Consider the following 18,918-nt stretch of genomic DNA (forward strand, 5'->3'; position numbering starts at 1 on the left):
CGTGCTCGTCTGTCTGGACGCGCCGTACGTCGACACCAGCGCCGCCGATCTGAGCCTGGCCCTGGGCGGCCCGGAGCTGCCGGCGCTGGCCGTACGCGACATCGACCTGCCCGGCCTGCCCCGGCTGCGGCTGCGCCTGCTCGGCGCCTCCCACCAGGTGGTGCTCGGCGGGCTCACCGAGACGGTCGCCTGCCTGCCCGGCCGCCCGCCGCACCTGCCCGGCACGCTGCACGACGAGACGGCCGGCTACCGGTTCCTCGCCACTGTGCTCCGGCCGGAGGGCGACGGCCTGCGTACCCGGGTCGCGGCGCTGCGCGCCGAGCTGGCCGAGGACCCGTACGCGCTGATCGGCGTCTTCCCCGGTGACGAGGACGCGGTCACCGCGCTCTCCGTGCGGCCCGGCCCGCCGGACGGCGCGCTCGCCTGGCGCACCTGGCACGCCTACCCGCAGACGAACGAGCTGGTCCTGACCGAGACGGTGGTGGAGGAGCTGTGACGTACCGACGGTGGTTCGTGGTGGGCGTGGCGGTCGCCGTCATCGGCGCGCTCATCGCCGCCTTCACGATCTTCTACGGCAACTTCTCGCCCCGCGGCTACGTGGAGGACAACTTCTCCCGCGCCACCGGGCGGGACATCGGCTCGAACGCGATCGCGTACACCTCGAACAAGGCGCCGAGCGACGTGTCCAAGCAGATCACCGACGCCTGGAAGCCGGCCGACCAGTACGTCGACGGCAGCGGCGTCTACCTGCGCTACGACGACGACTCGGTGGTGATCCTCCCGCTCGCCGTCGGCTCGGTGATCCTGCTGGAGAAGATGACCACCGCCTACCCCCGGTACCACAACGTCGTCGGCAACAGCTGGGGCTGGGGCCGAGGCAGCACGGTCCGGGGCGGCGGCCCCGGTTCCGGCAAGTAGCCCCTCCGACCCCCTCACCCTGGAGTCTCCCGTGCAGCATCTCGTCACCGACCTGCTGGTCACCCTCGCCTACGGCGCGGTCGGCGTCGTCCTGATGGCGATCGGCTACGTCCTGGTCGACCTGGCCACCCCCGGCAAGCTCCACGAGCTGATCTGGACCGAGCGCAACCGCAACGCGGCGCTGCTGCTCTCGTCCAACCTGCTCGGGGTGGGCACGATCGTGGTCGCCGCGATCGTCGCCAGCGACGACGACTTCACGCTGGGGCTGGTCGGTGCCGCCGCGTACGGCATCCTCGGTCTGGTGATCATGGCGGCGGCGTTCGTGCTGCTCGACGTGGCCACCCCGGGCAAGCTCGGTGAGCTGCTCGTGGACCCGGAGCCGCACCCGGCGGTGTGGGTCTCCGCCACCGTGCACCTCGCCACCGGTGCGATCATCGCGGCCGCGATCATCTGATGAGCGGCAAGCCCGCACAGCATTCGGCGGGGAAGGACAAGCGCACCCAGACGGTGATCTGGTCCGTGGTCGTCGGGGTCGTGGTGGTCGTCTGCGCCATCGGCGCGTTCGGCGGCGACTCGGACACCTCGGTTCCCGCGCCGGCCGCCGACGAGCGCTCCGGCACCGTGCCGATCCTCCGGGCCGCCGCCGGCAGCCAGGGCATCTGCTACGGCTGGGAACTGCTCGACGTGTACGACGAGGTGAGCGTCGGCTCCAACCTCGGCGACGGCACCACAGTCGTCGAGGCGCCCGGCTGCGCGCGCTGGATCGCGGTCTCCGCGAACGTCAGGTACACCTCGTCGAGCAGCGAGTCGGAGGACTCCGCCACGATCCGGATCAAGGGGTCGGACGACATCGAGTTCGCCGACCTCGCCGCGATCGAGACCCGGCTGGGCCGCTTCGGGCTGGACGAGGACGCGTTCGTCGACGACCCGGGCTGGGCCGTCACCCGGGCCGCCACGATCCTGCCGCTGCTCGCCGCCGAGCGCGGGCTCGCCGAGCCGGCCGCGACGCCCACCGCCGCGCCGTCGACGGCCGCCGCCCCGCTGCCGGACGCCGGAAACGACTTCTGGCGGGACCGCTGGATCTACGTCCTCAGCTCGGTCGGCCTGTTCCTGCTCGCCGCGCTGTTCCTCGCCGTGGGCGTGCGACAGCGCCGCAACCACCGGGTACGGGTGCCCGCGCAGCGCGCCGGGGCGGGAGCCGCCGGACGTACCCGGAGCAGACGGTGACCGCCGACGTGGCCGCACGGCCGCGGTGGCGCCTGGCCCGCTCGGCGGTCCTGCTCGCGGTCTTCGTGTGCGCGGCCTGCGGCCTGGTGTACGAGCTGGCGCTGGTCGCGCTCGGCAGCTACCTGATCGGCGACACGGTCGGCCAGGCGTCGATCGTGCTCGGCGTGATGGTCTTCGCGATGGGCGTCGGCGCGCTGGTGGCGAAGCCGTTGCAGTCCCGGGCGGTGGTCTCGTTCGCGGTGATCGAGCTGACGCTGGCGCTGCTCGGCGGCCTGTCGGTGCTCGGCCTCTACGCCGCGTTCGCCTGGCTCGACCTGTACGGCCCGGCGCTCGTCGGCACCGCGTTCGTGCTCGGCCTGCTGATCGGCGCGGAGATCCCGCTGCTGATGGTGATGCTGCAACGCATCCGGGAGCAGTCCGCGGGCAGCGCGGTGGCCGACCTGTTCGCCGCCGACTACGTGGGCGCGCTGCTCGGCGGGCTGGCGTTCCCGTTCCTGCTGATCCCGGTCTTCGGCCAGCTCAAGGGCGCGCTCGTGGTGGGCGCGGTGAACGCGGTCGCCGGCGTGGTGCTCGTCTTCACCGTGTTCCGGTCCGACCTCAGCCGTCGGGCGCGGGCCGCGCTCGGCGCCGCCACCGTCGTGGTCGGTCTGCTCCTCGGGTACGCGTGGGTGACCGCGCACGACTTCGAGGTGACGACCCGCCAGCAGCTCTACCGCGACCCGGTGGTGCACGCCGAGCGCAGCCGCTACCAGGAGATCGTGCTGACCCGCTCGGTGCGCGAGCCCGGCCACTCCGACACCGACCTGCGGCTGTTCCTCAACGGCGACCTCCAGTTCAGCTCGATCGACGAGTACCGCTACCACGAGGCGCTCGTGCACCCGGCGATGCGCGGGGCGCACGGCGACGTGCTGGTGCTCGGCGCCGGGGACGGGCTGGCCGCGCGGGAGCTCCTCAAGTACCCGGACGTGCGCTCGGTGACGCTCGTCGACCTCGACCCGGCGGTGGTCGAGCTGGCCCGCCGCGAGCCGCAGCTGCGTGAGCTGAACCGGGAGTCGCTCACCGACCCCCGGGTGCGGGTGCTCAACCTGGACGCGTTCGCGTGGCTGCGTACCGCCACGGACCGCTTCGACGTGGTGATCGCCGACCTGCCCGACCCGGACGAGACGGCCACCGCGAAGCTCTACACGATCGAGTTCTACACGCTGATCCGGCCGGTGCTGGCCCCCGGCGGGCGGCTCGTCGTGCAGTCCGGGTCGCCCTACTTCGCGCCCCGGTCGTACTGGTCGATCGAGCGGTCGATCCGCGAGGCGGGCTTCGCCACCGTGCCCTACCACGTCGACGTGCCGAGCTTCGGCGACTGGGGGTTCGTGCTCGCCGCGCCGGGTGACGTCGCGCCCGAGCTGGCGCTGCCGGACGATCCGCCGCCGCTGCGGTTCCTCACCCCGGCGGTGCTGGCCGCCGCCGGCACGTTCCCCGCCGACCGGGCCCGGATCGACGTACCGGCCTCCACGCTGTTGCGGCCGAGGGTGCTGGACTACGCCCGCGAGGAGTGGCGCGGCTACTAGGTTTCGGGACATGCCACCCGAATCGTCGTCGCGCCACCGACCGGGGATCGGCTGGCTGGTCCGCCGGCTGCCGACCCGGGCGGTCGAGGCGGCCTCCTACCTCCAGGCGTTCGTGCTCTCCGGCGTGGTCACCGTGCTGGCCGTGCGGGCGTACCTGAAGGCCACCGACTATCCACAGCTCGGCGGCGGCGGGCTGCACATCGCGCACGTCCTCTGGGGCGGCCTGCTGCTCGCCGTCGGCCTGGGCATCCCGCTCGTCTTCCTCGGCGGCGGCGCCCGCAGCGGCGGGGCGGTGATCGGCGGCATCGGCTTCGGACTCTTCATCGACGAGGTGGGCAAGTTCGTCACCACCGGCACCGACTACTTCTACGCTCCCGCCGCCGCCATCATCTACGTCGCGTTCGCTCTGCTGGTCCTGCTCACCCAGGCGGTACGCGGACGCACCGGCCGGTCCCGGCTGACCCCCGCCGAACGCACCGCGAACGCGCTGGACATGGTGCTCAGCGGCCTGCCGGGCGGACTGACGGATCGCCGCCGGATCGCCGTGCTGCGGCTCGTGCAGGGCACCGGACCGGCCACCGAGACGGCGGTGGCGCACCTGCTGGACGCCGTACCCCATCGGGAACCGCCGCCGGTGCCGCTCTGGCAGCGGGCGGCGGACCGGGCCCGGCGTCTCGCCGTCTGGGCGGCCGGACGCCGCTGGCTGGTCTGGCCGGTGGTGGTCTACCTGGTCGTCGAGCCGGTGCTGACAGTGGTGGCGGTGTTCCTCGACGGCGTGACCGGGCACCTGGACCAGGAACGGGAGTGGGGCGCGGTGCTCGGCGTCAGCGCCACCGCGCTCGTCACCGCGGTGCTCGGTCTGCGGGCCGCCTGGCTGCTGCGGCGTAACCGGGCCGAGGCGTTCCGCCTGTTCAAGCTGGCGCTCCTCGTCGACCTGCTGTTCGGCCAGGTCTTCAACTTCACGGTGAACCAGTTCGGCGCGGTCTCCGCCGTCGCGCTCGATCTCGCCCTGCTCGGCGTGGTCACCGCCGAGCACCGCCGGTTGCGGCGCGCCGCCGAGAGGTGAGCCATTCCGGCGTGCTGACCTGGTGGAAGATCGCTACGGTGGGCATCTGATCCAGGAAGGGAGAATCATGGTCGATGCTCCGGGCACCCCGCCCCGCACGCGTCCCGGCGTGGTGACGCTCTCCAGTTGGCTGCTCATCCTCGTCGCCGCGATCCAGGTGCTGAACCTGATCGTGGCACTCGCAGTCGTCGGCAAGATCCGCGATGTTCTCGCCGACGCCTACGCGGGCACCTCGGCCGAGTCGGCCGCCGACATCGCGTACGCGTTCAGCATCATCACGGCCATCGTGTCGCTGCTGATCGCGGCCGGCCTCGTCGTCCTCGCGCTGTTGAACAACCGGGGCAAGAACGGCTCCCGGATCACCACCTGGGTGCTGGGCGGCATCCTGTTCTGCTGCACCGGCGGCGGGCTGCTGACCGGTCTCACCGGCGGCATGACCGGCGGCGGCAACACCACCGGTGACGTGCCCAGCTCGGAGGAGATCCAGCGCCGGCTGGAGGACGCGCTTCCGTCCTGGTACACCCCGGTCAACCTGCTGCTGGGCCTGGTCGCGCTGCTCGCCCTGCTGGCCGCGCTGATCCTGCTGGCGCTGCCGCAGGCGAACGAGTTCTTCCGCAAGCCCAAGGCCGGCTGGGAGCCGCCGGTGCCCGGTGGCGCCTACCCGGCGTACCCGTCGCACCCGGGCCAGTCGGGCGACCCGGCGTACCCGCCGTACCCGCCGGCTCCCGGCACGCCGCCGTCGGCGCCCGGTGGTCAGCCGCCGTCCGCCGGTGGTCAGCCGCCGTCCGCGCCGGGCGGTCAGCCGGGTGAGCGCCGCGATCCGGAGCCGCCATCCGGAAGTTGACGTCCGGATTACAGCGACGCCGACGATCCCTCCGAGTAGGTTGCAAGCCGACGCCTACCGGAGGGATCAGTCGTGTCGTACCCCGAACGGGCCGCACCCCGCCGGCCGGGCACGGTCGTCGCCGCGGCGGCGCTGCTGCTGGCGATGGCGGTCGGTGCCGTGGCGTACGCGGTGGTCAACCTGGCCGTCGGTGGCGGCACGGTGGGCCGGTTCCGGGACGCGGCGGCGGAACGGACCGGCGCGAGCGGCGGCGACATCGACCAGGTGGCCGGCCTGCTGCGCGGCTCCACAGTGCTGGCCGCCGTGCTCGGCGTGCTCGCCGGGCTGCTGCTCGCCGGGCTCGCGCTCGGTCTGCTCGCCGGCCGGTCCGGCGCCCGCACGGCGACCTGGGTGGTGGCCGGGACCGGCCTGCTCTGCGGTTGCTGCGGGCTGGCGGTGCTGGTCGGCCAGCGCGCCGCCCCGCTGCGGCTCGGCGCGGACGACCGGATCACCGCAGAGCTGCTGGGCCTCGTCGGCGACGCCTACCCGTCCTGGTGGATCCCGGTGAACGCGACGCTGTCGGCGGCGCAGATCCTCGGCTACCTGGTGGTCGCCGTGCTGCTCACGCTGCCGCCGTCCGGCGCGTTCCTGCGTCGTCGTACCGCACCGCTGCGGCTGTCCGGCTACGGCTCGACCGTGTCCGGCGCGACCGCCCCCGGGCCGACGCCCTGGGGACCGCCACCCGGCCTGAACCCGCCCGCCTCCGCGCCGCCCGCCTCCGGCCCGTCGCCGTACGAGCGGCCCGCACCGCCCCCGTCCGCACCGCCCGCGCCCCCGCCGGGTGGGTTCCCGCCACCTCCGGAGGACCGCCGATGACCGGTGACACCGACCCCTCCCGGCGCCGTGCCCTGGTCACCGGCGCCAGCCTCGGCATCGGCGAGGCGTTCGCCCGCCGGCTGGCCGCGGACGGCTGGGACCTCGTCCTGGTGGCCCGGGACGCCGCCCGGCTCGACGCGCTGGCGGCCGAGCTGACCGGCCGGCACGGCGGCGACGCCGAGACGATCGCCGCCGATCTGTCCACCGAGGACGGCTGCGCGGCGGTCGAACAGCGGCTGACCGCCGGTACGCCGATCGAGCTGCTCGTCAACAACGCCGGCATCAGTCTGAACACGTCGTTCGTCCGGTCGTCGGTGGCGGACGAGGCGCGGCTGGTGCGGCTCAACGTGCTCGCGGTGCTGCGTCTGACCCACGCCGCCCTGGGCCCGATGACCGAACGAGGCCACGGCGCAGTGATTAATGTCTCTTCCGTCGCGGGCTTCGGTGTCCCCATGCCGGGATCCACGTACTCGGCCAGCAAGGCGTGGGTGACGAATTTCAGTGAATCGATCGGCCAGTCCGTCGCGCCGCTGGGTGTGCGCGTGATGGCGCTCTGTCCCGGCTACACGCGAACCGGAAATCACGAACGCGCGGGCATCGACATGTCGCGCCTGCCCGCCTGGGCCTGGCTGCGAGCCGACGATGTGGTCGCCGAAGGGCTCCGTGACCTGCATAAAGGTAAGTCCGTCAGTGTCCCGGACTGGAAGTACAAGGTGGCGGTGGCCGGGCTGCGGCACGCGCCCAAGCGGCTGCTGCGCGGCTTCCGGCGGGACACCCGGGGCGCGGTCGGCCGGCAGCGCGGCTGACCGGCGAGGTACGCACCCGAGCCGGTTCGGTGGCCGGCCGGGATGGACGGTCGCACAGCGTAGCCGCTCATCGCCACCCGTCGGTCGCCCGCAGGGTTGACCAGGGCGGACCCGAAACACGGCGCTCAGACTTGCGAAGTACGCTCTGGGGCCATGGGCGACCACGACGACCTGCGCAAATTCATCACTGACCTTGCTGTGGTGCACGGCCGGGTGGTGCTCTCGTCGGGCCGCGAGGCGGACTGGTACGTGGACCTGCGCCGCGTCACGCTCCATCACGAGGCGGCTCCGTTGATCGGTCGGGTCATGCGTGACCTCACCGCCGACTGGGCGTACGACGCGGTCGGCGGCCTGACCCTGGGCGCCGATCCGGTGGCCGCCGCCATGCTGCACGCCTCGGCGGGCACCGGCCGCGCGGTCGACGCCTTCGTCGTCCGCAAGGAGGGCAAGGCCCACGGTCTCCAGCGCCGGATCGAGGGGCCGGACGTCTCCGGGCGACGGGTGCTCGCGGTCGAGGACACCTCCACCACCGGTGGAAGTGTGTTGACGGCCGTCGAGGCATTGCGTGAGGCAGGGGCCGAGGTGGTGGGTGTGGCGGTTATTGTTGATCGAGGTGCCGGCGACACGGTGCGAGCCGCCGGATTGCCCTATCGGGCGGCCTATACGTTGGCTGACCTCGGCCTTGTGGCGTAAAAGTTTGCCGATTCGGATCTGCTGATATGCAGGCGGATCGATGCTGCTGGTGGAAGGATGGAATACGTGGGAACTGCGTTGGCTGAAATGACCATGCCTCAGATCTCGCCGCTTGCCGGCGAGCCGATCGAACGCGCCGACGCCGAGCGGCTTGCGGGGGTCCTCAAGGCCCTTGCGGACCCCGCTCGGCTGCGGCTGCTCAGCCTGATCCAGTCGGCTCCCGAGGGGGAGGCGTGCGTGTGTGACCTCACCGCGCCGCTCGGCCTCTCGCAGCCGACGGTCAGCCACCACCTGCGAATCCTCACCGAGGCCGGCTTGCTGGAGCGGGAGAAGCGCGGGGTCTGGGCGTACTACCGGCTGGTGCCGTCCGCGATCGCCACGATCGCGGATCTGCTCACCCCGCCGCGGAAGCGGGCCACGAAGAAGGCTCGCTGAAACCTCCGGGCCGGCCCGAACGAGGGTCGTCCCGACCGGGTGACCGGTGGCGTGCGAGGGGTGGCGCCATCAGCGCACGGTGACGGCTGTCGTCGTCCGTGTGACCCGGCTGGAGCAGTGATGTCGAAGGCCGGTCCTCGTCCGAGGGCCGGCCTTCGGCGTCCGTACGTGCTCAGTGGCGGTGCTGACCGCCGTGCCCGTCACCGTGACCGGGGCGGTGCTCCTCGATGCTCTCCCGGGCCGCCTCCACAGTGCCGGCCATCGTCGCCGCGGTGATGACGGCGACCGCCTCGCCGCGCTTGCGCGCCCGCCGGTCGCGGAGGAACTCGAAGAAGATCGGCAGCACCGAGATCACGATGATCAGTGCGACCACCGGCAGGATGTACCTGTCGATCTTGTCGCCGATGGCGTCGTAGATCTGCCGGGCCAGCAGGTAGCCGACCAGCAGGATGCCGTCCACCCAGAGGACCGCGCCCACCACGTTCCACACGAAGAACTGGCGGGCCGGCATGCCGAGCACCCCGGCCACCGGGTTGAGGAACGTCCGCACGATCGGGATGAACCGGGCCAGCACCACGGCCTTCGCCGGGCCGAACTTCTGGAAGTAGTACTCCGCCTTCTCCACGTACTCCCGCTTGAACAGCCGGGAGTTGGGCTTCTCGAACATGCGGCGGCCGTACCGGGCGCCGAGCCAGTGCCCTAGCTGGGCGCCGACGATGGCGCAGATCGGACCGCCGATCAGCAGACCGGCCAGGGACAGGCGGGTGCCGTCGCCGAAGATGGCGTCGGCCACCGGTGAGGCGGCCACCCCGGCCAGGAACAGCAGCGAGTCACCCGGGAAGAAGAAGCCGACCAGCAGCCCCGTCTCGGCGAAGAGGATCACCCAGACGCCGATCATGCCGAAGGTGTGGATGAGGTCCTTCGGGTCGAGCGGGTTCAATGCCACGCTCTCGGAGAACATCCGGGTCTTCTCTGCTGTGTCCACGGCCACACAGGGTACCCCGGCCCGGTCCGGCATATCGGCCGGACCGGGCGTCGTCGTCAGAGGCGGGGGTCCACCGGCTCGGACTCGCAGGCGAGGATCGCGAACACCAGCTCGTGGCGGCGCCAGAGCGGAGCGTCGTCGGCCAGCGCGTCCAGGGCGGCCAGGCCGAGGCCGTGCTCCCGCAGGGCGAGCCCGCGCTTGCGCCCCAGCGACCGGCGGCGCAACGCGGCGAGCTGCGCCGCCTCGGTGTACCCGGGACCGTAGATGATCCGCAGGTACTCCCGCCCTCGGCACTTGATCCCCGGCTGGAGCAGCGAGCCCTTCGGCGAACGGGCGGCCAGGCCCCCGTACGGCTTGACCACCATGCCCTCGCCGCCGGCCGCGGTGAGCGCCAGCCACCACTCGGTGGCGTCGGCCACCGCCGACTCGTCGGCCAGGTCCACCACCCGGCGCCGGGTCGGGGTGAAGAACTCCGGGTCGGCGGCGCAGAGCCGGTCGGCCAGCGCCAGGTGCCAGCCGTGGTCGCGGTCGGCGTAGCTCACCCCGGCCCCGGCCAGCACCGCGAACGGCGCCAGCGTCACCCCGCGCAGCCCGTCGGTCGGCCGGACGTACGCCCGGTAGGCAGCCGAGTAGGCGGTGACCTCGGCGGCCCGCCCGGCCATCCGGTTGCGCAGCGTGTCCACCGGCATCCCGCGCCCGGCGGCGGTGTCCAGCGCGGCGAGCACCGCGGGCAGCGCGGCCCGCCCGGCCGCGCCGACCCCGGCGTACTGCTCGCGGATCAGCCCGCCCGCCTTCGCCGACCAGGGCAGCAGCTCGGCGTCGAGCAGCAGCCAGTCGGTGCCCAGCTCGGCCCAGAGGCCGGCGCTGGTGACCGCGGCGCGCACCCGGGCCAGCAACTCGCCGTCGAGCGGCGGGTCGAAGAACGGCCTGCCGGTACGGGTGTGCACCACCCCGCCGCCGAAGCGGCCCGGCTCCCGCTCCACGAGCACCACCGCCCGCGAGCCCATGTGCTTCTCCTCGCAGACCACCCGCTCGACGCCCGCCGCGCGGTAGTCGGCGAACGCCTCGGCCGGGTGCTCCAGGAACCCGTCCACTGTCGACGTGGAGCAGGGCGCCATTGTCGGCGGCAGCCACACCAGCCGGCCCGGGTCGACCGCGAACCGGCTCATCACCTCCAGCGCGGCGGCGGCGTTCTCGGCCGGCACTGTGAGCGACCCGTACGCGTGGGTGAGATGCCGTCGCCCGGTGACGTCGGCCAGGTCCAGCACGGTGTCCGGCCGTGACGGTGCGACCGGGACCAGCGGGCGGGCCGGGGCGTACCACTCCTTGACCGCCGGGACGGCCACCAGCTCCTTCTCCGGGTAGCGCAGCGCGGTGAGCTGCCCGCCGAACACGCAACCGGTGTCCAGGCAGATGGTGTTGTTCACCCACTCCGGCTCGGGCGTCGGCGTGTGCCCGTACACGACCATCGCCGAACCCCGGTAGTCCCGCGCCCACGGGTAGCGCACCGGCAGGCCGTACTCGTCGGTCTCGCCGGTGGTCTCGCCGTAGAGCGCGAACGACCGCACCCGGCCGGACGCCCGTCCGTGGTATGCCTCCTTCAGCCCGGCGTGCGCCACCACGAGCCGGCCGCCGTCGAGCACGTAGTGGCTGACCAGCCCGTCGATGAACGTCTCCACCCCGGTGACGAACTCCGGCGGCTCGGCGGCGAGCTGCTCCATCGTCTCGGCCAGGCCGTGGGTCAGCTTGACGTCCCGGCCGCGCAGCTTGCGCAGCAGCTTCTGCTCGTGGTTGCCCGGCACGCAGATCGCGTGGCCGGCCGCCACCATGCCCATCACCAGGCGGAGCACGCCGGGCGAGTCCGGGCCGCGGTCCACCAGGTCTCCGACGAACACCGCGGTACGCCCCGACGGGTGTGCCGCGTCCACCGGGCGGCCCGCGTCGTCGTGCCGCAGCACGTAGCCGAGCCGGGACAGCAGCGCCTCCAGCTCGGTACGGCACCCGTGCACGTCCCCGACCACGTCGAACGGACCGGTCAGCTCGCGCCGGTCGTTGAACAGCTTCTCGTAGCGGATCTCCGCGGCGTCGATCTCGTCCACCCCGCGCAGCACGTGCACCTTGCGGAAGCCCTCGCGGGCCAGCCGCCCGTACGACTGCCGCAGGTCGCGGCGCATCCGGTTGAGCACCTGCCGGCCGTGCGTGCGGTCGGCGCGCGCCTCGGTACGCTCCCAGGCCACCGCCTCCGGCACGTCCAGCACGATCGCCACCGGCAGCACGTCGTGCTCCCGGGCCACCCGGATCAGCCCGGCGCGGGCGTGCGGCTGGAGGTTCGTCGCGTCGACCACGGTGAGCAGGCCGCGCCGCAGCCGGATGGCGGCGACGTGGTGCAGCGCGTCGAACGCGTCGGCGGACGCGGACTGGTCGTTCTCGTCGTCGGCCACCAGGCCGCGGAACGTGTCCGAGGAGAGCACCTGGCTGGGCGCGAAGTGCCGCCGGGCGAACGTGGACTTGCCGGAGCCGGAGACGCCGACGAGCGCCACCAGTGCCAGCTCGGGGATGTCCAGGACGGTCATCGGTTCGTCGCCTCCTTCCGGTCGTTGCTGTCGTTCCGGTTGTTCCGGTCGGCCCGGTCGCGCCGGCCGGTGCTTTCGTCGCGGTCGGCGCGGGTGAGCACCGCCATCTGGGTCGGCGTGCCGACCTCCGGGTCGTCGTCGCCGACGCCGCTGAGCACCGCCGTGTAGCCGTGCGCCGCCGCCACCCGGTCCACCCAGGCGGCGAACTCGGCCCGGGTCCACTCGAACCGGTGGTCCGCGTGCCGGAACCGGCCCGGCTCGAGCCCCTCGTAGCGCACGTTGTACTCCACGTTCGGGGTGGTCACCACCACCGTGCCCGGCCGGGCGTGGCCGAACACCGCGTCCTCCAGCGCCGGCAGGCGCGGCGGGTCGAGGTGCTCGACGACCTCCATCAGCACCGCCGCGTCGTACCCCCGGAGCCGATCGTCCCGGTAGGTCAGCGCGGACTGCCACAGCCGGATCCGGTCCCGCTGCCGCTCCGGAAGACGGTCCAGGCGCAGCCGCCGGGCGGCCAGACCGAGCGACCGGTCCGACACGTCGACGCCCACCACCTCGGTGAACCGCCGGTCGGCGACCAGCGCGGTGAGCAGCGCGCCGCCACCGCAGCCCAGGTCCAGCACCCGGCTCGCGCCGCTGTCCCGCAGCGCGGCCAGCACCGCCTCCCGACGCCGTACCGCCAGCGAGGCCCGGCGGACGTCCTCCGCCGTCCCGGCCCCGCCGCCCGACGACTCGGCCGGCTCTCCGGTCGACGGCTCGATGCTGTCGTCGGCGGGCGGCTCGTCGGCCAGCCGCAGCTCGGTGAGCCGGGCCATCGCCTCGCCCGCGAGCGCCCGGCGGTGCGCCAGGTAGCGGCGCGTGATCAGGCCCCGCTCCGGATGACCCGCCAGCCAGCCGGCGCCGGCGCGCAGCAGCTTGTCCACCTCGTCCGGCGCCACCCAGTAGTGCTTCGCGTCGTCGAGCACCGGCAGCAGCACGTACAGGTGGTTGAGGGCGTCCGCGAGCCGCAGCGTGCCGGTCAGCGTCAGGTCGACGTAGCGGCTCTCGCCCCAGTCCGGGTACGTCTCGTCGAGCGGGATCGGGGTGGCAGTCACGGTCCAGCCCAGCGGGGCGAAGATCCGTACCGCCAGCTCGGCGCCGCCCCGGCAGCGCAGCACCGGCACCCGTACGGTCAGCGGGATCGCGCTCGCCGCCAGCTCGGGACGGTCGCGCGACTCGCCGCGCAGGGCGGAGCGGAACACCTTCGCCAGCGCCGACGAGAGCAGGCTCGACGCCGCGTACGGGCGGTCGTTCACGTACTGTCCGAGCGCGAAGCCCTCCGGCGCGCGGTTCTTCCGGCCGCCGCCCAGCTTCAGCGGATCGACCTCGACCAGCAGCGCCGCCGTGCAGCGCGCCTCGTCCGCCTCCGGGTAGAACACATGCGCGGACCCGGCGGGCAGGTCGAAGCTCTGCACGCGGTCCGGATGCTTCACCAGGAGGTGGCCGAGGTCGGTCGCCGGACGGTGGGTCGTGGTGAGGGTCAGCAGCACTTGTCGATGATCTCTTGGTTTGTTGGCTCGTGTCGTGGGGTTTCCGGGGAGCCCGACCCGCTCCGGGCGGTCAGGCTTGATCCCTGCGCGGGCCGGGCTCCCCGGAAACCTGACGTGGCCCGGCTTGTCGGAGCCGTGCTGCTGGATGTCCTTCTTCTATATGGCGGTGCCCCGCCGACCTCTGGGTCGGCGGGGCACCTGGTGTCGCGTGGGTCAGGCGACGAAGCGGGTCTTGCGGCGGCGGGTCAGCACGTAGCCGACCACACCGGCGGCGAGCAGCAGCGCGCCGATGCCGGCGATCAGGCCGGTGGCGGAACCGGTGATCGGCAGCGTGCCGCCGTCACCGCCGCCCTGGCCACCGTCGCCCGGGTCACCGGGCGTGCCGGGGGTGCCGCCGGCCGGGTTGATGACGATCGCGGCGGTGTCGTTCTTGCCGTTCGGGTCGCCGGCGAGCTTCGTGGTGAAGCTGCCGGTCGCGTTCGCGGTCACCGTGTCGACGCGAAGGCGGAACTCGTACGGGTTCTTCATGCCCCTGGGGCTCTCGGTGACCTGGCAGGCGTACTCCTTGGCGCCCGGCTCACCCCAGTTCGCGGTCCACGGGTCCCACTCCTTCGAGGGCAGGAACGGCACGCAGCCGTACGGCGCCTCGACGGCGGTCGTGCCGGCCGGGACGGTGACCCGGACCGGCAGGTCCTCCAGGCGGATGCCTGGGGTGCCCTGGCCCAGGTACTCCAGCGTGGCCGGACCCAGGTTGGTGAAGCTCGGCGCGACAGTGACGACGTCGCCCTTCTTCCCGGTGGCGGTGGCGCCCTCGGCGGCGAGGTCGGCCGGGTTGTCACCGGTGACCTTCACTGTTGCGACAGTGAAGTTGTTCATCTGGTCCAGGTCGGTCTGCGGCACCCGCGCGGCCTGCACCGACTTCTCGACCAGACGCAGCTCGGGGCCCGTGCCGGGCTTGACCTCGTCGAGCCAGTCCTCGAACGCCTGGTCGAAGTCGTCGGTGGTCCACCAGTCGAGGTAGACCGGGAACCGGGCGCCGGTACGCGTCTCCGGCCGCAGCTTGATCGGAAGGTCCTCGGAGAGCTTGTACGACCGGCCCGGCTCGATCTTCGTGTCGAAGGCGCAGAAGGCGTAGAACCCGTCTTCCTGAGCCCGGCAGTTGGAGAAGTTCCCGCCGTACGACGCGAGCCAGTCGGCCTGCACGACGAGCACCGTCCCGTCGACTGTGGTGTCGCCGCCGTTGCGGACGACACCCGGCACGGCGGCGCGGCCACCGGGGGCGCCGCTCGCCTCGACGGTCGGGTCGCTCACCAGGTCGACGCCCTCGGCGATGGTGACGCCGGCCGTACCGGTGGCGGTCTTGCCGCCCGACGTGACGCTGATCTTCAGTGCGCCCTTCTGGCCCGGCTCGGCGGTGTCCTTGCCGTTGACCAGGTAGTCGAACCAGGGCTCGTCGCCGTCGGCGAGGTCCGCCTCGCAGTGCATCTTGGTGGAGGAGACGTCGCAGGTCCAGTCCCACGCCGGCTCGACGGTGGCGAAGCCCGAGACCGCGGAGAAGTCGATGTCGATCGTGGTCCGGCCGAACTTGGGCTCCGACTCGCCGTCGGACATGTGCGCGAAGAGCGAGCCGTAACCCAGGTGGCCCGGGGCGACGAGCAGGTCGTGCGTGACGACCTCGAACGGCGCGTCCGCCGCGAGGGCGGGGGTGGCGGAGGCGGCGACGAACGCGCCTGCGACGCCCAACCCGGCGAACCAGCGCCGGGTGGAGTTGCTGAGCATGTGGGGGGTCCTCCCGTGGGGTGATCAGGTGGAGCCCCCGGAGCTTAAGGATTCCTTAAAGGATCGCGTTGTCCCACATCATGAATATTGACCGAACGGATGATCGGCGCCACCGCAATGTTCCACCTGCCCGGAACCGTCCATCAATCGGACACCGGGAGGTGCAGTGACGTACGAGGAGTTCGCCGACGCGCGGTTGGGCGCCCTGCTGCGGTACGCGGTCATGCTGACCGGGGACCCGCACCAGGCGCAGGATCTGGTGCAGGACACCCTGGTCCGGGTCCAGCTCAACTGGCGGCGGGTGGCCCGCACCGACGCCCCGGAGCGGTACGTGCGCCGGATGCTCACCAACCAGTTCATCGACTGGCGGCGCGGATCGTGGGCGCGGCGGGTGCTGCTGCGCGGCGCGGCGGACGAATCGGTGCCCGCGCCGGCCGACCACGCCCAGTCCGCGGCGGACCGGGACCAGATCCGGTCCTGGCTGTCCCGGTTGCCCCGGCGTCAGCGCGCCGCGCTGGTGCTGCGCTACTACGAGGACCTGCCGGACGGGGAGATCGCCGAGGTGCTCGGCTGCGCCGTCGGCACCGTCCGGTCCAGCATCTCGCGTGCGCTGGCCACCCTCCGAGCCGAACTCGTGGAGGTCTCCTGATGATCGAGGACGAGCTGCGGGCCGCGTTCGCCCGCCTCGAGGAGTCGACCCCGCCCGTCGGCCCGGTCCGGGCCGCCGTCGACCGGGCGGTGATCATCCGCCGTCGGCGCCGCCGGCGCGTACGCCTGGCCGGCACGGCGCTGGCGGTCGCCGCCGTCGCGCTCGTCGGTTTCACCGCGATGGCGCCCCGGCCGCCGGCGCCCACGGCGGCGCCCCCGCTCGCCACGCCGGTGCCCGAGCCCGGCGGCGCACTGAACCTGCTGCTGCTCGGCGTCGACCAGCCGGTCGGCAGCCGGCGCGCCGACTCGGTGCTGCTGGTGCACCTGCCGGCCGACCGGAGCCGGCTCTATCTCGTGTCGTTCCCGCGTGACCTGCTGGTGCCGGTGCCGCCGCAGGGCGGGACGGAGAAGCTCAACGCGACGTTCTCCCGCGCCGCCGGGTCGGGCACCGACCTGGCCGCCGGCTACCGGGCGACCCGCGAGGCGGTCGCCCGGCTGACCGGGGTACGCGTCGACGCCGGCGCGGTGCTCACGTACCCGGGGGCGCGCGAGCTGACCGACGCGGTCGGCGGCGTGCCGGTCTGCCTGCCGGCGCCGGTGCGTTCGGTGCACACCGAGCGGCGGTTCCCGGCCGGATGTCAGCGGCTCGACGGCGCGGCGGCGGTGGACCTGCTGCGGCAGCGGTACGGGCTGCGCGACGGTGGGCTGGACCGGGACCGCAACGCGGCCCGCTACGCCGCCGGCCTGCTCCGCCAACTGCGGGAGCAGGGCACGGCGACCGATCCGGCGCAGCTCGGCCGGCTGCTCCTACGGATCGGATCGGCCGTCACGATCGACACCGGTGATCTGTCGCTGCCGGTGCTGACCGCCGCGAGCGGCCGAACCGCCGCCGCGGAGCCGGTCGCGCTCGCCTTCCCGGTACGCGACGAGTGGAACGGCCGCGGGTACGAGCCGGACCCGGAACTCGCCCCCGGATTCCTGGACGCGCTACGGGCGGACCGGCTGGCGCAGTGGGCCGCCGCCCACCCGGGACAGGTCACCGCCCTGCGGTGAGCGGGCCCCGGATCAGCGGTAGTCGTCCTCGTCGGCGGTGACGACGCGGGCCTGCTCCATGGCGTCCCAGTCGTCGACCTCCATGCCCCGGTGCGGCTCACCGTCCGTCTCGTCGGTCACCGTGGTGGCCTGCTCGACCGCGTCGGCCGGTTCGGCCTCCAGATCCCGCTCCTCCGGGGCGAGGTGGTCACTGGGGGCGAAGTCCTCGTCGGGCTGACCCATCGTCCCTCCCTGTTCTCCGTGCGGGCATCGTCCCCACCACCGTACGGGCTGCTCCGGGCCCTCGCTGGGTGGCGGGCGGAACGGCGGAGTCGGCGATTGTCCCGCTCCCGGCGCACGGCCGGTGCCAGGATGGGAGGCATGGGCTTCCTGATCCGACTGGCGATCACCGCGGTCGCGTTGTGGATCGCGACCCTGATCGTGCCCGGAGTGGAGGTGAGCGGCCGCAACACCGGCAGCAACGTGCTCACCCTGATCGTGGTGGCACTGGTCTTCGGTGTCGTGAACGCGGTGCTCAAGCCGCTCATCAAGGTGTTCGGCTGCGTGTTCTACCTGCTCACGCTCGGCCTGTTCGCGCTCGTGGTGAACGCGCTGCTGTTCCTGCTGACCGACTGGATCGCCGGGGTGCTGAAGCTCCCGTTCCACGTGGACGGCTTCTGGGCCGCCTTCTGGGGCGCCATCGTGGTCGCGGTGGTGAGCTGGCTGATCAGCGTCGTCGTACCGGACCGGCTGGAGAACCGGTGAGCGGCGTCCGGGCCGGTTGTGCCCCGCTCACGCTCCTGCGGGATACTGCCCGCGGTGGACAGCGCGGTCCGGCGCAACCGTGGACGTGAGCGACCGGAACGGGTCGCGCCCATGGAAGACAGCGGCCTGCACGGCCGAGAGCGGTAAGTAAGGAGCGTTCGACATGCCCATCGCTTCCCCCGAGGCTTACGCGGAGATGCTGGACCGGGCCAAGGCCGGCCGGTACGCGTACCCCGCGATCAACGTGACCTCCTCGCAGACGCTGAACGCGGCGCTCAAGGGCTTCGCCGACGCGGAGAGCGACGGCATCATCCAGGTCTCCACCGGTGGTGCGGAGTACCTGTCCGGCCCGTCCGTGAAGGACATGGTGACCGGCGCGACGGCGTTCGCCGCGTACGCGCACGAGGTCGCCAAGAAGTACCCGGTGAACATCGCGCTGCACACCGACCACTGCCCGAAGGACAAGCTGGACAAGTTCGTCCGGCCGCTGATGGCCATCTCGCAGGAGCGCGTCAAGAACGGCCAGGAGCCGCTGTTCCAGTCGCACATGTGGGACGGCTCGGCCGTGCCGGTGGCGGAGAACCTGGAGATCGCCGAGCAGCTCCTCGCCGAGGCCGCCAAGGGCAAGATCGTCCTCGAGATCGAGGTCGGCGTCGTCGGCGGCGAGGAGGACGGCGTCGAGAACGCCATCAACGACAAGCTCTACACCACCGTCGAGGACGGCCTGGCGATGGTCGACGCGCTCGGCCTGGGCGAGAAGGGCCGCTACATGGCGGCGCTGACCTTCGGCAACGTGCACGGCGTCTACAAGCCGGGCAACGTCAAGCTGCGCCCCTCGGTGCTGCACGACATCCAGGTGGCGGTGGGCGCCAAGTACGGCAAGGACAAGCCGCTCAGCCTGGTCTTCCACGGCGGCTCCGGCTCGCTGCTGTCGGAGATCCGGGAGGCGTTGGACTACGGCGTGGTGAAGATGAACATCGACACCGACACCCAGTACACCTTCACCCGCCCGGTCGCGGACCACATGTTCCGCAACTACGACGGCGTGCTGAAGGTCGACGGCGAGGTCGGCAACAAGAAGATGTACGACCCGCGCGTCTGGGGCAAGGCCGCCGAGGCCGGCATGGCCGCCCGCGTGGTCGAGGCCTGCGAGCACCTGCGCTCCACCGGTACCACCATGAAGTGACGCCCCGCGCGTGAA

Annotated in this window: 19 protein-coding genes and 1 pseudogene; 15 read left to right on the top strand and 5 right to left on the bottom strand. The window is 72.7% G+C overall.

What is annotated here, in order from left to right:
* Position 1: 1 nt before the first annotated feature.
* The 11 genes and pseudogenes from O7546_RS29580 (at position 2) to O7546_RS29630 (ending at position 8,409) form a co-directional block, all read left to right on the top strand.
* Positions 2–496, top strand: coding sequence for a DUF2617 family protein (locus tag O7546_RS29580; RefSeq protein ID WP_269697917.1), 495 nt, complete (start codon positions 2–4; stop codon positions 494–496).
* Positions 493–918, top strand: a complete 426-nt coding sequence (locus O7546_RS29585; RefSeq protein WP_194800181.1) for a DUF4247 domain-containing protein — start codon at positions 493–495, stop codon at positions 916–918. Before O7546_RS29580 ends, O7546_RS29585 begins: the two co-directional genes overlap by 4 nt.
* A gap of 31 nt (positions 919–949) precedes the next feature.
* Positions 950–1,372: a DUF350 domain-containing protein gene (locus O7546_RS29590; RefSeq protein ID WP_030269725.1), complete on the top strand. Its 423-nt coding sequence runs from the start codon at positions 950–952 to the stop codon at positions 1,370–1,372.
* Positions 1,372–2,145, top strand: a complete 774-nt coding sequence (locus tag O7546_RS29595; protein WP_194800180.1) for a hypothetical protein — start codon at positions 1,372–1,374, stop codon at positions 2,143–2,145. The genes O7546_RS29590 and O7546_RS29595 overlap by 1 nt, the downstream gene beginning before the upstream one ends.
* Positions 2,142–3,710, top strand: a complete 1,569-nt coding sequence (locus tag O7546_RS29600) for a polyamine aminopropyltransferase (RefSeq protein ID WP_269697919.1) — start codon at positions 2,142–2,144, stop codon at positions 3,708–3,710. Before O7546_RS29595 ends, O7546_RS29600 begins: the two co-directional genes overlap by 4 nt.
* Positions 3,711–3,777: 67 nt before the next feature.
* Positions 3,778–4,776: a hypothetical protein gene (locus O7546_RS29605; protein ID WP_194800421.1), complete on the top strand. Its 999-nt coding sequence runs from the start codon at positions 3,778–3,780 to the stop codon at positions 4,774–4,776.
* Between the two features lie 67 nt (positions 4,777–4,843).
* The gene (locus tag O7546_RS29610; protein ID WP_194800178.1) at positions 4,844–5,620 is read left to right on the top strand and encodes a hypothetical protein; all 777 of its coding nucleotides are present in this window, start codon (positions 4,844–4,846) and stop codon (positions 5,618–5,620) included.
* Positions 5,621–5,692: 72 nt separating this feature from the next.
* Positions 5,693–6,262 (top strand): annotated as a pseudogene (locus O7546_RS29615) (hypothetical protein); the annotation flags it as partial.
* A 209-nt stretch (positions 6,263–6,471) separates the two neighbouring features.
* Positions 6,472–7,281 (top strand): SDR family NAD(P)-dependent oxidoreductase, encoded by an 810-nt coding sequence (locus O7546_RS29620; protein WP_194800176.1) that lies wholly within the window; start codon positions 6,472–6,474, stop codon positions 7,279–7,281.
* Positions 7,282–7,434: 153 nt separating this feature from the next.
* Complete coding sequence (pyrE, locus tag O7546_RS29625; protein WP_091413808.1) at positions 7,435–7,974, top strand: orotate phosphoribosyltransferase; 540 nt, start codon at positions 7,435–7,437, stop codon at positions 7,972–7,974.
* A gap of 57 nt (positions 7,975–8,031) precedes the next feature.
* Complete coding sequence (locus O7546_RS29630; protein ID WP_007454255.1) at positions 8,032–8,409, top strand: metalloregulator ArsR/SmtB family transcription factor; 378 nt, start codon at positions 8,032–8,034, stop codon at positions 8,407–8,409.
* Between the two features lie 172 nt (positions 8,410–8,581).
* Here the strand turns inward: O7546_RS29630 and O7546_RS29635 are convergent, their stop codons facing one another.
* The 4 genes from O7546_RS29635 to O7546_RS29650 form a co-directional block, all read right to left on the bottom strand.
* Positions 8,582–9,427 (bottom strand): DedA family protein, encoded by an 846-nt coding sequence (locus O7546_RS29635; protein ID WP_194800175.1) that lies wholly within the window; start codon positions 9,425–9,427, stop codon positions 8,582–8,584.
* Positions 9,428–9,450: 23 nt separating this feature from the next.
* Entirely contained in the window at positions 9,451–11,967 is a 2,517-nt protein-coding gene (locus O7546_RS29640) for a polynucleotide kinase-phosphatase (RefSeq protein ID WP_281600288.1), read from the bottom strand.
* Positions 11,964–13,493: a 3' terminal RNA ribose 2'-O-methyltransferase Hen1 gene (locus O7546_RS29645; protein WP_281600289.1), complete on the bottom strand. Its 1,530-nt coding sequence runs from the start codon at positions 13,491–13,493 to the stop codon at positions 11,964–11,966. The genes O7546_RS29640 and O7546_RS29645 overlap by 4 nt, the downstream gene beginning before the upstream one ends.
* Positions 13,494–13,706: 213 nt before the next feature.
* Positions 13,707–15,272 (bottom strand): LPXTG cell wall anchor domain-containing protein, encoded by a 1,566-nt coding sequence (locus tag O7546_RS29650; RefSeq protein WP_281600290.1) that lies wholly within the window; start codon positions 15,270–15,272, stop codon positions 13,707–13,709.
* Positions 15,273–15,438: 166 nt separating this feature from the next.
* Here O7546_RS29650 and O7546_RS29655 point away from each other — a divergent pair, with 166 nt between their 5' ends.
* A complete protein-coding gene (locus tag O7546_RS29655; RefSeq protein WP_269697920.1) occupies positions 15,439–15,921 on the top strand; it encodes a SigE family RNA polymerase sigma factor in 483 nt (160 codons plus the stop codon).
* Entirely contained in the window at positions 15,921–16,973 is a 1,053-nt protein-coding gene (locus O7546_RS29660; protein ID WP_194800170.1) for an LCP family protein, read from the top strand. The genes O7546_RS29655 and O7546_RS29660 overlap by 1 nt, the downstream gene beginning before the upstream one ends.
* Before the next feature lie 12 nt (positions 16,974–16,985).
* On the opposite strand, the gene O7546_RS29665 is transcribed toward O7546_RS29660, so the two are convergent.
* Complete coding sequence (locus O7546_RS29665) at positions 16,986–17,195, bottom strand: hypothetical protein (RefSeq protein ID WP_120572362.1); 210 nt, start codon at positions 17,193–17,195, stop codon at positions 16,986–16,988.
* Between the two features lie 138 nt (positions 17,196–17,333).
* On the opposite strand from O7546_RS29665, the gene O7546_RS29670 reads away from it, so the two are divergent.
* On the top strand, positions 17,334–17,717 hold the full coding sequence (locus tag O7546_RS29670) for a phage holin family protein (protein ID WP_135242722.1): 384 nt from the start codon (positions 17,334–17,336) through the stop codon (positions 17,715–17,717).
* A 163-nt stretch (positions 17,718–17,880) separates the two neighbouring features.
* Entirely contained in the window at positions 17,881–18,903 is a 1,023-nt protein-coding gene (gene fbaA, locus O7546_RS29675) for a class II fructose-bisphosphate aldolase (protein WP_194800169.1), read from the top strand.
* Positions 18,904–18,918 lie beyond the last annotated feature (15 nt).

The sequence above is a fragment of the Micromonospora sp. WMMA1976 genome, from assembly GCF_027497335.1.
Lineage (GTDB): Bacteria > Actinomycetota > Actinomycetes > Mycobacteriales > Micromonosporaceae > Micromonospora > Micromonospora aurantiaca.